General features: G+C 47.1%; 8 protein-coding genes. 3 read left to right on the plus strand and 5 right to left on the minus strand.

Features of this window, described 5'->3' with window-relative positions:
* Positions 1-123: 123 nt before the first annotated feature.
* Positions 124-1,683: an NAD(P)/FAD-dependent oxidoreductase gene (locus JGK20_RS20635; RefSeq protein ID WP_293231971.1), complete on the minus strand. Its 1,560-nt coding sequence runs from the start codon at positions 1,681-1,683 to the stop codon at positions 124-126.
* A 143-nt stretch (positions 1,684-1,826) separates the two neighbouring features.
* Here JGK20_RS20635 and JGK20_RS20640 point away from each other — a divergent pair, with 143 nt between their 5' ends.
* Positions 1,827-2,429, plus strand: a complete 603-nt coding sequence (locus tag JGK20_RS20640; protein WP_293231973.1) for a hypothetical protein — start codon at positions 1,827-1,829, stop codon at positions 2,427-2,429.
* A 129-nt stretch (positions 2,430-2,558) separates the two neighbouring features.
* Here the strand turns inward: JGK20_RS20640 and JGK20_RS20645 are convergent, their stop codons facing one another.
* From JGK20_RS20645 to treZ, 3 genes are all read right to left on the minus strand, one after another.
* Complete coding sequence (locus JGK20_RS20645; RefSeq protein WP_293185292.1) at positions 2,559-3,080, minus strand: tetratricopeptide repeat protein; 522 nt, start codon at positions 3,078-3,080, stop codon at positions 2,559-2,561.
* A gap of 408 nt (positions 3,081-3,488) precedes the next feature.
* Positions 3,489-6,281, minus strand: coding sequence for a malto-oligosyltrehalose synthase (treY, locus tag JGK20_RS20650; protein ID WP_293185296.1), 2,793 nt, complete (start codon positions 6,279-6,281; stop codon positions 3,489-3,491).
* Between the two features lie 116 nt (positions 6,282-6,397).
* Positions 6,398-8,239 (minus strand): malto-oligosyltrehalose trehalohydrolase, encoded by a 1,842-nt coding sequence (gene treZ, locus JGK20_RS20655; RefSeq protein ID WP_293193130.1) that lies wholly within the window; start codon positions 8,237-8,239, stop codon positions 6,398-6,400.
* Positions 8,240-8,560: 321 nt separating this feature from the next.
* Here treZ and JGK20_RS20660 point away from each other — a divergent pair, with 321 nt between their 5' ends.
* Together JGK20_RS20660 and JGK20_RS20665 are read left to right on the plus strand one after the other, a co-directional pair.
* Positions 8,561-10,594, plus strand: coding sequence for an amylo-alpha-1,6-glucosidase (locus JGK20_RS20660; RefSeq protein ID WP_293207793.1), 2,034 nt, complete (start codon positions 8,561-8,563; stop codon positions 10,592-10,594).
* A 657-nt stretch (positions 10,595-11,251) separates the two neighbouring features.
* Positions 11,252-12,292 carry a glucokinase gene (locus JGK20_RS20665; RefSeq protein ID WP_293186736.1) on the plus strand — a complete coding sequence of 347 codons (1,041 nt, stop codon included), beginning with the start codon at positions 11,252-11,254 and terminating at the stop codon, positions 12,290-12,292.
* A gap of 171 nt (positions 12,293-12,463) precedes the next feature.
* Here JGK20_RS20665 and JGK20_RS20670 read toward each other — a convergent pair whose 3' ends face one another.
* The gene (locus JGK20_RS20670; RefSeq protein WP_293186735.1) at positions 12,464-13,081 is read right to left on the minus strand and encodes a transposase; all 618 of its coding nucleotides are present in this window, start codon (positions 13,079-13,081) and stop codon (positions 12,464-12,466) included.
* Between the last annotated feature and the right edge of the window lie 186 nt (positions 13,082-13,267).

Below are 13,267 nucleotides of genomic sequence, written 5' to 3' on the forward strand. Positions count from 1 at the left end.
TAAATTCCTCACTACGAACCTATTTTTATTTGTTCGTAGTGAGGACTTTAGTCCTCTGATTTGATGCGGACTAAAGTCCTCACTACGAACCTATCTTTATTTGCAATATTTCATGCAATAAGTCTAAGATTTTAGACCGAGATCCCGCAGCATTTCTAAATGTTTGTGCAGGGGTGCGATCGTATTGGCTGCGATCGCCCCGCTAGCAGCAACAGCGGGCAAACCGATACCCGGAAACGTGGAATCTCCGCAGCAAAACAGACCCGCCAAAGGAGTTCCCGGCCCTGGAAACAAGCCTGTACCGGCGCGAATTCCCGGCCCGTAGGAGCCCCGATTTCTCCGCAAAAACCGTTCGTGGGTTAGCGGTGTTCCAACTAATGTGACTTCGCAGCGCGATCGAATATCGGGGATAATCCTCTCTAATGCTTCCCACATCACCTCGGCGCGCGCTTGCTTTTGCTGTTTGTATTCTTCGCTGGCGCGATCGAGCTTTTGCCATAAATCATAAGGCTCGTTACCGGGCGTGTAGGCGTGAATGACGTGTTTCCCGTCCGGTGCGAGGTGGGGGTCGAGGAGGGAGGGAATCGAGACCAGGACGACGTTTTGAGGCGCGGAAACTCCCAGATCCCAGTCCTTGACGAAGATATAGTGACAGGCTAAGTCCGATCGCACTTCCGCAGCATCAATTCCCAGATGTAAGTGCATAAAACTATCGCATTCGGGAGTCGCCTGTCGCTGTTGGCGAAACCGTTTGGGGATAGAGTTTTCCGGCAAAAGTTTCAGCGTATCCCAAACCGAGGCGTTGGAAACGACGGCTTTGTGCGATCGAATAATTTTGCCCGATCGCAGTCGCACACCCGCCGCCCGGTTGTTTTCCACCAAAACCTCTGCAACGTGGGAATTCAGCAGCAACTGCCCTCCGTGGCGCTCTAAACCGCGTACCAGGGCATCGACAAGGGCTCCACTACCGCCGATCGGATAGTCCAAAACGGCATTGGGGCGATACCAGTCGGCGAACATGAAAGCGACTTCGGCTGCGATCGTGCCGTCAGCGGGAAGTCCAGACAGCAGGAAACACAACAGGTTCAGCCAATTTTTCACAAACGGATCTTTGACATTTGCGTCCATAATCCGGCTGAAAGGGCCTGCAAGGGCGATCGCATCTCCAGCACTTTGCAGGAAAGCCGGTGCAAATTGGCCGAGGGTGAAAACAGCGCCCAAATCGAAGCGCAAAGCCATAGAGGGTAAGGCTGTGGCAGCTTTGGCGTAGGGTTCCATCACCCGCTGGAGTTTTTGCCATTCGGCTGCTGCTTCGCTACCGCGCAGTTTTAAAAGCACTTCACCAAATTGACTCGCACCTACGGAGGTGTCGAAATCGCCTTCGGGCAAACAGCAACCCCAAGTATCGTAAGTGATGCAGGGAAGTTTTTCGCCGATCGCATCGAGAACTTGTCGCAGCGGATTCGCAGAGGGGCTGTAGGATAATCCTGAGTACAAAGACGGCCCGGAATCGAAGGTAAATCCGTCCCGTTTGAACCCGTGGGCTGCCCCGCCCGCGATCGAATGACTTTCGCAGACAATCACCTCAAAGCCATAACTGGCAAGCATTGCACCGCAACTCAACCCACCAATTCCGCTACCGATGATAATGATTTCTGTGTCTGTCGGGGCGATCGTCACCATGTTGTTCTCCGCTACCTACATCCCCTAATATTATTACAAACCCCTCTCTTTCCCTCTCCCTCTGCGCCCTCTGCGGCCTCTGCGGTTCATTACCTCAAAAAAATCCAATAGAAAACGAACCTTCCTATATTATTGTTAGTTAAATGGAAAACCTATCAATTCTAGAGCAAGCCGCCAAATCCAATCCTAAACCATCTTCCACCGCCGTAGTCGCAGCCCTCTTAGAAGCGGAGAAAAACGCCAAAAAAACTAAAACTCGCTATTCCTTCGAGCAACTAACCGGTAATTGGCGCTTGTGCTTTATAACTGGCACGAAAAAGACTCGACAAAAAGCGGGAATTGTGTTAGGCGCCGGACGTTACATCCCCGAATGGGTGGCGAAAATTCAAATTGCTTACTCAGTTGAACCTGTTGCTGAAGGCGAAAAGCCTAGTGAAACGGGCAGAGTGGAGAATTCAGTGCTCGTTGGGGCGATCGAACTAACTCTTTCCGGGCCGACCAAGTTTTTGGGTAATCAGAATATTTTAGCATTTGATTTTACCAGAATTAGGGTGAAATTGTTGGGTAAAACCGTGTATCAAGGATTTATTCGCGGCGGTGAAGCGCGGGAGGCGGAATTTTTTAGCTTGAGTGTGGGGAAGCAGGCATTTTTTGCATATTTTCTGGTAGAAGATGGGATAATTGCTGCGAGGGGAAGGGGCGGCGGATTGGCTTTGTGGGGGAGAGTTTCAACAGTTGACAGTTGACAGTTGACAGTTGACAGTTTGAGATCGACCTCTACCTAGAACTCCGAGGAATGAAACAGTGAATAATTTTGTTTTATTTCCCCCTCGAAGGAGGAGGATTTAAACCCATTATTCTTGGTGAACTGTGACTTATTCATTGGTTTTGTTGACTTCTTTGATATTCTCCAAAATACTAGCTTCCAGCGTGCGATCGCCTATTTGTCGCGCAATTGCCAAAGCTTGGTTATAGTATTTCAAAGCTTCAGGCGGCTGTCCCATAGTCTGGTATACTGAACCAATACTATCCAAAATATCAGCTTCCTCAGAGCGATCGCCGACTTCTCGGGCGATCGGCAAAGCTTGGTTAAAGTATTTCAAAGCTTCTTCCAGCCTAGAACTAATGTAGTAATTAAGACCAATAGCATTGAGTGCTATGCCTTCAAGTTCTCTATTTTTAAGTTTTTGTGCAGTGGCTAAAATTTGCTGCCATATTTCGATCGCCTGTTGGTATTTTTCTTGCTTTTGCAGTCGATCTGCTTCCTCTATCAGTTTCAGAAGTTCTTCACTCTGTGCATCTTGACTTTGTGCCCAACTAGGTTGCACCATCACCGGCACAGTCAGAGGACTCAAACACGCACTCAAAACAAAAATAATGCTGAGAATTTGTTTCATATTTTTTATAATTCACGACCGACAGCGACAGATCTCAACCTATCGCCGTCGCTATAAACAACCAATTCGCCTAATGACTACTGACATAATGAATAATAACGCAATACAGTTCAGATAAGAGATTATATAGCCTTTATGAGAAAGGTGAGGTACGTAGTTGGGCTTCAGCCCTCTTAGTCTAACGGCTATAGAAGCTGTCAGTCATACCTCATATCTTTGAGAAAGGCTATAACAGGGAAAATCAATCACAAATAGACACTCTTGTTTGCTTCGTTCCTCTCTTCGGACAATCTTAACTGAACCGTATTGAATAATAACGTTAGCGATCGGGAACAGCACAACTGTCAACTGTCAACTGTCAACTGTCAACTGACAACTGTCAACTGTCAACTGTCAACTGTCAACTGACTACTGACTAATCAGCAAAGCTGCGGGAAAGTAGCTGAGAGCATCACCAATGGCCAGCTTACCGTTACTTTCAACAGGCTGATTGGTAATCGCATCCTTCCAAACCGACGGCATTTGCTCCGACAATTCCAGATTAGTATCTTTCCAGACTTGTTTGCCGATCGGCATTTCTTCCGGTTTCACAATTCCCGTCAAGTATCGAGGAGCGATCGCAATAACAGTAGTATCTTCAAATCTGCGAGCAAAAGCAATCACGTTATCTTTAAAAGTGCCAACTGCGTGCAGTGGTTGATAATCGCCAGATTGAAAAACTTGCAAGTATTTTTTTCTAGCTTCTAGGACTCTTGCCGTCAAAAACAACTTAATTCTAGCATCTTCCCGCGTCGCAATCAAATCTTCAACCAGTTGCAAAATATCCGTCTCAGCTTGCTGTTTAATTTCCCGCAAAACCTCGATTCGGCGATCGAAATCTACTGGACGGCGGTTGTCCGGATCGACGTGGCTTAAATCCCAAAATTCCGTGCCTTGATAAATGTCGGGAACCCCAGGTGCCGTAATTTTTAGCAGCGTTTGAGATAAAGAATTGAAAATTCCGTAATCAGCTACTTTTTTCCAGAAAGGTAGAAATTTCTTGAAAAACTGATTTTGTTCTGAAGGTTCGAGAACGCTATCGATAAAGGTCATAAACCCAGTTTCGTAGTCGTTGTCAGGTCTCAGCCAAGCTGTATAAACTTTTGCTTCGCGGACGGCTTTGATCGCATAATCTTTGACGCGAGTAACATAATCAGTGTTTTCAATTTCCTCAAATGGAAAACTGCCAAGCAGAGTTTGGTACAAGAAGTATTCGTCGTTAGTATCGGGAACCATGCGATTGACAAAGTTAACTTTCTTAGATGAGTTTACCTCTCTCCAAGACCTGACTTGCTGTTCCCATTCCTCAGGAATTTCTGACAAAACATTAAGTCTCGCTCGCACATCTTCGCCGCGTTTGGTATCGTGGGTAGCTGTAGCATTCATTTTGTGCGGCCAAGCTACTTGCTGCTGCTTGTTGAACTCGTGAAAATCCGCCAGCGAAACGCCGAAGTGACTGGGGTTTCCTCCGACTTCGTTGAGGGATAAAAAGCGATAGTAGACGTATAGCAACGTGTCTTCAACGCCTTTGGCCATCAGGGGGCTTGTCAACTGCTGGAGTTTCATGACAAAGTGCCTGCGCTCCTCTTTTTGTTCGGTTGTGAGGGTTTCTTCTTCTTCCAGCAACAGCAGCGTTTCGATAAATTTCAGTTCTTTGAGGAGTCGCGGTACTAATTCTTTGGCGTGGGCGATCGCATATTTGACGTAAATGCGATCGGACTCTCGCAAACCGTCTTGATTAATGTAAGTTCTGTACACTGGAAAAATCGTCAAAACCGCAGCCAGCGCTTTTTCCAAACCCGGACGAGTAAAGTCATTTCCCTGTCGGGATTGACCGGAAATATTCTTCAAAAGCTGAGCCAGATTGTCTACATCTCCCGCCAAATTTTTCTCAACAATCAGCCCTTTTTTATCTAAAAACAACTGTTCGTAAGGAACATTTAATCGAGTAAATCTCTGATAGATTTCGCTAAATTGCTGTTCGCGATCGCACCGACAAAAAACGCCGTTTACGTAGTTCAAAAAGTCGTATCCACTGGTTCCCTCAATCGGCCAATAGGACGGCAAATCTTCCTCGTGTTCCAGAATCTTTTCCACAGTAATGTAAGTGTCTCCAACTCTCTCGCGGAGCCGTTTCAAATATTCTGTGGGGTCGTACAGTCCGTCGATGTGGTCGATTCTCAATCCGGTAAACTTTCCCTCGTCCACCATGTCGAATATCAGAGCGTGGTTTTTATGGAAAACTTTAATCTCTTCAACTTTTACCGAAATCAGTTCGTTGACAGTAAAAAACCTGCGGTAGTTGATTTCTTCGGCACCCACTTTCCAGAAAGAGAGACGATAAAATTGCTCCGAGAGTAAACTATCTAACAAATTAAAGCTTTCTGGATTGCCTTTTTCTCCGTTAAAGAAATTGATATTTTCATCGATAAATTCCTGGACGATGGGATTTTGATTGTAGAGTTCCCACAGCAGCCCTTTGACAAAAGCTATCTGATCGTATCTGGCTTTACCTTTAGCTTCAGAAGGTGTATTCTTAATTAGATAAAGAATTCCCAAAAACTTGATAAAATCTGGATGGCGCCTGCCTAATTCCCTGCCTAAATGCCCCAAATTATGACCGATAAAACTAGCATAAGATTCAATTTTTACAGGCAATTGTAAGCTGTAGTAATTGATAGTTAGCCCAATTTCGCTGTATTTGAGTTGAATCTCGCCATTTTCCAGACACTCGCCATAAAAATTGCCCAGCAGCGGAGCCAGCACTCGACCTCTGAGATGTTCGTAAGCGTGATTCCATTCAATATCGAAGTAATCGAAATAGTCGGAATCCGGCCCGTGTTCTAATACGTCTAACAGCAACAAATTTTGAGTGTCGTAAGCCATGTGGTTCGGAACAATATCTTGCAGCCATCCCATGTTCAGTTTCTTGATTTCGTAGGTGAGGGCTTCAAAGTTTTCTGATGTTCCCAATTCAGGATTGATTTGATTTGAGTCAACCACATCGTATCCATGACTGCTGCCTTTTTTGGCTTTGAATATCGGTGAGGCGTAAAGGTCGGTAATTCCTAATTCTTCGAGATAGCTGAGGATTTGTTTGGCGGCTTCAAAGTTAAAACCTGCATGAAATTGAATCCGATAAGTGGTTGTGGGAATTCTCATCATGTTAATTTTAGTCCTAATTGATTAGTCGATCGGGTAGTTGACAGAAATTACGCAAACAGTGGCTGGACGCGAGTTATAGCGGTTCTCTGAAAGATCGGGTACGTTGTTGGGCTTTAGCCCTCTTGGTTTAATTGGTTATATTGGTAGAGTGCAAAACTATGCGGTTTAACACTCAATTCTTGCTTAGAATTGATATTTTCCGGCAAGCTAGAACCTGAACCCATCCATTTTACATCAGCAGAGTCTAAAATTTTGTGACCATTGCCTTGGGGAAGTGCGGTCGTAACAGCGACCTCTTGCTTGTTGAAGTTCAGGATGCAGAATATCTGGCTGTTATCTGTCCACCGACGAAGAAACAAGATTTTTTCTGCTTCAATACTGGAAACTTCTAGATTTTTTTTGTCGAGTTTTTTCAGGGCGGGAATTGTTCGCCGCAGTTGAATCAAATGCTGGTGCCATTCCCAGAGGATTTTGTGTTTTCCTGCTGTTGATTTTTCCCAGTTTAACTTGCACTTTTGGAAACTCTCAGGACTTTGGGGGTCTTGAAATTCGCCTCTGTCTTCAAAAGCTTTAAATTCTTGTTGCTTGTCCTTGCGAATCGCTTCAATTAAGTCAGGATCTGAGTGGGAAACAAAGTAGAAAAACGGCGCTGTTTCTCCGTACTCTTCTCCCATAAACAAGAAAGGAATGTAGGGAGAAATCAAAACTGTAGCTGCTGCAAGTTTTAGTGCTTCAAAGTCAACTATTTGCGAGAGTCTGTCTCCTAAAATCCGGTTGCCGATTTGGTCGTGGGTTTGGGAAAATACCAGAAATTTCTCGCCCGGTTCATCTTTGACAGAATTGCCGTGTTTTCGCTTTCTGTGAGGTGCATACTGGCCGGAGTAAACAAAGCTTTCTTTGAAGGATTTTTCTAGGTGTTCGCACTTGCCAAAGTCTTGGTAGTAGCGGTCATTTTCTCCGGTAAGCAAGGCGTGCAGTGCGTGGTGGAAATCGTCGCACCACTGGGCGTCTAATCCGAAACCGCCGAGTTCTTTGGGACGTACTGTGCGGACATCGTTTAAGTCACTTTCTGCGATTAAGTAAAGTTTCCTTCCGATTTCTTGGGAAATCTCGGCGGTGGCGTCGGAGAGTTCTTGCAAAAATGGTCTGGCACCTACTTCAAATATTGCTTGAATTGCATCTAATCTCAGACCATCGATGTGATAGTCTCGAAACCAGTAGAGGGCATTTTGAATAAAGTAGTTCCGCACGCCGTCGCTGTAGGCGTCGTCGAAGTTGAGGGGGTCTCCCCAAATCGAGCCGTATTTTGAGGTAAAGTAGGGGCCGAAGTCGCGGAGGTAGTTTCCTTCGGGGCCGAGGTGGTTGTAAACGACATCGAGTATTACTGAGATGCCGTGTTCGTGGCAGGCGTTGATAAGTTTTTTGAAGCCTTCGGGGCCGCCGTAGGAGTTTTGAACGGCGTAGGGATATACGCCGTCGTATCCCCAGTTTCGATCGCCGGGAAATTGGGCGACTGGCATAATTTCGATGGCGTTGATTCCCAATTCTGTGAGTTTTTTGAGTTGGGGAATTATTGCTTCAAATGTTCCGGCTTGGGTGAATGTGCCGACGTGCAGTTCGTAGATAATCATTTCCGACAGCGGCACGCCTTGCCAATTTTTGTCTTTCCAAGCAAAGGCGTTTTCATCTATTACTTGGGATGGGGTGTGGACGCCTTGGGGTTGATATTTTGAGGCTGGGTCGGGTCGGTCGGTTTTTCCTTCGAGTTGGTAGGTGTAAAGGGTTCCGGGTGCGATGTCTGTAGCTGTGGTTTGCCAATAACCTTCTGCGGATTGTTGCATGGGTATCTGGCGTGGTTCTGGGGAAACAATTTGGACTGCTATTTGTTTGATTGTGGGCGCCCAAACTGTAAACTCACATTGGTTGTTGCCGAGGTAATTTGCTCCTATCTTCACTTTGAGTGGTTCTCCTTATAAAATAGGTTGGTTGTCCGATCGCCCTTGGGACGCAATCAAATGCTGTGTTCTTAAGGTGAGAGCGCCTGTGTAGATGGTAATATTACTTAAAATTACAAACAACTAACTCCAGACAGAGTAACGGTTAGAATTATCGCTGGGGCAAAAGTAGCGGTTCGTTATGTATAAATTAGACCATGAATCTGCACCCTTAGCGATCGCCATTCTTGGTCAACTGCAAGAGTTAATATTTCTGGTTTTTTATATAAGGTCTAAAATATATCTAAAGGTAGATAGCAAATCAGCGCGAGCGTGTATTCTATGGTTATTGCTTTTGGACGGGAAATCTGCTGCAATCTTGACTCGGCGGAGTCTCGCGAGTGGTTGGTGACAAACGGAATCGGGGGTTACGCTAGCGGGACGATCGCAAATCTCCTCACTCGCCGCTATCACGGGCTGCTGGTGGCAGCCCTCAAACCCCCGCTGGCACGGACTTTGATGCTCGCCAAGCTGGACGAGACGGCCGTGTATGCCGATCGCGCCTACCCGCTTTATACCAACCGCTGGGCCGACAGTACGATCGAACCCCACGGCTACAACTGCATCGAAAGCTTCCACCTCGAAGGTACGACGCCTGTGTGGAGGTATGCCCTCGCCGACGCTATCCTCGAAAAGCGGATTTGGATGCAGCAAGGTGCTAACACAACATATATTCAATACCGCTTGCACCGCGCCTCACAACCGATCGCGATCGCAGTCAAAGCCTTAGTCAACCACCGCGACTACCACCACATGACAAGTGCGGGCGACTGGCCTGTGAGTCTGGAAACTTTGACACAAGGGGTTTGCGTGACGGCTTTTGACGGAGCCGCACCCCTGTACCTGCTGACAGATGCTACTCCAGAGGCTAAATTTCGAGTTTCTACGCCCTTATACAATTGGCACTACGGATTTAATTTGGCAGCCGAACAGCGGCGCGGGTTGGACTGCTGCGAAGATCACCTGCACGCGGCAACTTTCCATTTTGCGATCGCACCAGGACAATCTCTGACACTGATCGCGAGTACCGACAAAAATCCCGAACTCAACGGCGGTACAGCTTTAGAATTGCGTCGCACCTACGAGCAAGAATTGCTGCAAAAATGGTCAAAAATCAGCGAATCTCCAGACTGGATTAATCACTTAGTGCTAGCAGCCGACCAATTTATCGTCAACCGCCCGCTACCAAAGGAACCCGAGGGTAAAACGATTATCGCCGGATATCCCTGGTTTAGCGACTGGGGGCGCGATACGACGATCGCCCTGCCCGGCCTCACAATCTGTACCGGGCGGTGGGAAATTGCGCGATCGATTTTGCGAACATTTGCACGGTATGTCGATCGCGGAATGCTGCCAAACCGCTTCCCCGATGCCGGGGGCGCTCCGGAATACAACACCGCAGACGCCACGCTGTGGTACTTTGAGGCTGTTCGCGCTTACTGCGACTGCACCGGAGACGACGAACTTTTGAGCGAACTCTGGCCGACACTATGTGAGATTGTCGATTGGCACGTAAACGGAACTCGGTATAACATCCGCGTCGATCCTGACGACGGTTTAGTCTACGCGGGGGAAAGCGGCGTGCAACTGACTTGGATGGACGCGAAAATCGGCGATTGGGTGGTGACTCCTCGGATTGGTAAGCCGATCGAACTTAGCGCGCTTTGGTACAATGCCGTGCAAGCTATGGCAAGTTTTGCTCGAAAACTGGGCAAGCCTCACAATGAATATCAGCAGTTGGGCGATCGTACCGCCACCGGATTCGATCGCTTCTGGAACGACTCAACCGGTTACTGCTACGACGTTCTCGACGGCCCCGACGGACACGACATTTCCCTGCGGCCCAACCAAATATTCGCCGTTTCCCTGCCCCTGGACTCGATTCCTGGGTACGAGGGCAAGCGCCAGGAAACCCGTTATACACCGTTACTCACGCCCGTACAGCGCCGCGCCGTCGTGGACGCCTGCGCTCAGGGGCTGCTCACTTCCCACGGCCTGCGGAGCCTATCCCCACAACACCCGCAGTATCGCGGCGCCTATGAGGGCGACCAATTGCAGCGCGACAGCGCCTATCACCAAGGCACAGCTTGGGGCTGGCTGATCGGCCCGTTTGTCTTGGCGCACTTGCACGTATACAAAGACCCAGCACAAGCTCTCCAATTCCTGGAACCGATGGCACATCATATAACTGCTGGCGGAGTTGGCAGTCTCGGCGAAATTTTTGAGGGCGACGCCCCCCACTCGCCCCGAGGCTGCACGGCTCAAGCTTGGACTGTGGCCGAGGTGCTGCGGGCTTGGTTGGCAATTGACAGTTGACAGTTGACAGTTGACAGTTGACAGTTGACAGTTGACAGTTAAATAGTAGCCAAATCAAACCGTTTCTCGATCGCGGGGTCAGGGATCTATAGTTGTTAATAGTGATAAGTAGGTTGGGTAGAACTGAGATCTTGCACCTTGGTTGACAGTTGACAGTTGACAGTTGACAGTTGACAGTTGACAGTTGACAGTTAAATAGGGCTTGCTGAATAAAAGTAGAAAGCTTGCCAGATAAGGGGTTTAAGCTTTTTTTGCTTAAAAAAGTGCAAGTTATAGGATTATAGAGGCTCAAAACCCTTGCAATGAAAGTTATTAGTTTCTGGCTTGCATTTGGGAATTTAGCAATAAACCTACTATTTTTTAAGCTGTGTAGCCTCGTTTTTCCACTACGTACACTTTTTCAGCAAGCCCTAAATAGTAGCCAAATCAAACCGTTTCTCGATCGCGGGGTCAGGGATCTATAGTTGTTAATAGTGATAAGTAGGTTGGGTAGAACTGAGATCTTGCACCAAGCCTTTTGCTGACAATCATGCAAGATGTGAGGTACAACGAAGTGAACCTACGCTTCGCTGGATCCAACCTGAAAATTATTGGTTTAACAGTGGACAATACTGTCAACTGTCAACTGTCAACTGTCAACTGTTTTATCGGAGGTTTATGGCATTATTATTAGCGGGCGATATTGGCGGAACTAAGACAATTTTGCGCTTGGTAGAAAGGACTGCTGATGGTGCAATGAATGCTCTTTACGAGTTTCGCTATCCGAGCGGGGAATTTCCCGATTTAGTGCCGATAGTTCAACAGTTTTTGACGGAAGCTGCTACTAAACTCGATTTGGCAGTGGAGCCTGAAAAAGCTTGTTTTGCGATCGCAGGCCCAGTAGTCAACAACAGCGCCAAACTGACAAATTTGCCTTGGCTGCTGGATGCAAAGCGTCTGGAAGAAGAATTAGGAATCTCCCGTGTTAGTTTGATTAATGATTTTGTAGCGGTTGGTTACGGCGTGTGTGGTTTGGAAGCTACAGATATACACACCTTGCAAGTAGGAAAACCGAGCCAGCACGATCCAATTGCTGTGATTGGTGCGGGTACAGGTTTGGGACATTGTTTTGCAATTCCCGAAGCAAATGGGATCAGGGTTTTTTCTTCGGAAGGGGGACACGGTGACTTTGCTCCTCGCTCGGAGTTGGAGTTTGAATTGCTAAAATATTTGTTAGCAAAACATAACATTCAAAGAATATCGATCGAGCGTGTAGTTTCGGGACAAGGGATTGTCTCAATTTACCAGTTTTTGCGCGATCGCAAGTTTGCTCCTGAATCAGCCGAAGTGGGGGAAGCGATCGCTCAATGGGAGTCGGAAATCGGTAAAACCGAGAAAACAGTCGATCCGGGGGCGATAATTGCGGCGGCTGCACTCCAAAAGTGCGATCGGCTTTCGGAACAAACAATGCAAATGTTTGTAGAAGCTTACGGTGCGGTGGCCGGAAATATGGCTGTTTCACTTCTACCTTACGGCGGTTTGTACGTAGCCGGCGGCATCGCTGCGAAGATTTTGCCACTGATTCTAGAAGGCAGTTTTATGCGAGCTTTTACGCACAAAGGTCGGATGGATTCGCTATTAGAAATGATACCAGTTCGCCTGGTTTTGAATGGCAATGTCGGGTTAATTGGAGCGGCGGTTTGTGCGGCAGGTCTTTAGGGGATTGAATCTGAGGAAGTTGTTAAAATTAGGGGCGGGCTAGAAGCCCACCCCACAAGATTTTTTGTGGCACAGGCATCTTGCCTGTGAAAGTGCTTGTGGCACAGGCATCTTGCCTGTGACAAATATGTGGCACAGGCATCTTGCCTGTGACAAATAAAAGGACAGACACTAACCTTCAGATATTTGACAGAAAAAAGGATATTCGTCTGGAGTCAAACAAAGACCAGCTTTGACAGGATTTTGCCTGATATATTCCCAAAAACCATCAAATTCTCCTTCATCTCTGACTATTCGGTCATGTCGCTCATCTTGCCAGACAGTACCGATATGCTTCATCACCTTCGGAATTTGCTTAGAACTGTAGCTTTTCATACTGTGCATAATGCTGCTGAGCGACCAAAATTTATCCTTCGACTTTGGCAAAGGCTGAATTAACATATGCACATGATCTGGCATTACAACCAAGCAAAACACCTCATACCTTTTTTTGTCAAAAAAGTTGCAAGCATTAAAAACTACTTGTTGAGCTGCCGGAGTCAATTCTAGCTTTTCCCAAGTATTAAAAGTAATGAAATAGACCGATCCATCTAACTCCCAATGAGGTAAATTCCTATAAGTAATTTTCAACTTTGGTTCCACCAAAGATTGATAATTGTTGGTGGGGTGGGCATCTTGCCCGCCCAGCCTAGAAACCGACTTCATCACAGATTGATACTTGTTGCTGGGATGGGCATCTTGCCCGCCCAACTGCTGATTGCTTCCCTGACTCAAATTTCTATGAATCATACTACTACTTCGTACAATCACAACTTAATATAAAATAGCTTTAACCAGGGAAGAGGTCAATACCACATCTTGCCTGTGACAAAGATTGGGGCGGGCTAGAAGCCCACCCCACAAGATTTTTTGTGGCACAGGCATCTTGCCTGTGACGGGCTAGAAGCCCACCCCACAAGATTTTTTGTGGCACAG

It is taken from the genome of Microcoleus sp. PH2017_05_CCC_O_A, from assembly GCF_020738785.1.
Classification (GTDB): Bacteria; Cyanobacteriota; Cyanobacteriia; order Cyanobacteriales; family Microcoleaceae; genus Microcoleus.

Bases quoted from the DNA above. Each gene is read 5' to 3' on its own strand.
- JGK20_RS20645 (WP_293185292.1), bottom strand. From the start codon at position 3,080: ATGAAACAAATTCTCAGCATTATTTTTGTTTTGAGTGCGTGTTTGAGT.
- JGK20_RS20665 (WP_293186736.1), top strand. From the start codon at position 11,252: ATGGCATTATTATTAGCGGGCGATATTGGCGGAACTAAGACAATTTTG.
- treY (WP_293185296.1), bottom strand. From the start codon at position 6,281: ATGAGAATTCCCACAACCACTTATCGGATTCAATTTCATGCAGGTTTT.
- JGK20_RS20635 (WP_293231971.1), bottom strand. From the start codon at position 1,683: ATGGTGACGATCGCCCCGACAGACACAGAAATCATTATCATCGGTAGC.
- JGK20_RS20660 (WP_293207793.1), top strand. From the start codon at position 8,561: ATGGTTATTGCTTTTGGACGGGAAATCTGCTGCAATCTTGACTCGGCG.
- JGK20_RS20640 (WP_293231973.1), top strand. From the start codon at position 1,827: ATGGAAAACCTATCAATTCTAGAGCAAGCCGCCAAATCCAATCCTAAA.
- JGK20_RS20670 (WP_293186735.1), bottom strand. From the start codon at position 13,081: ATGATTCATAGAAATTTGAGTCAGGGAAGCAATCAGCAGTTGGGCGGG.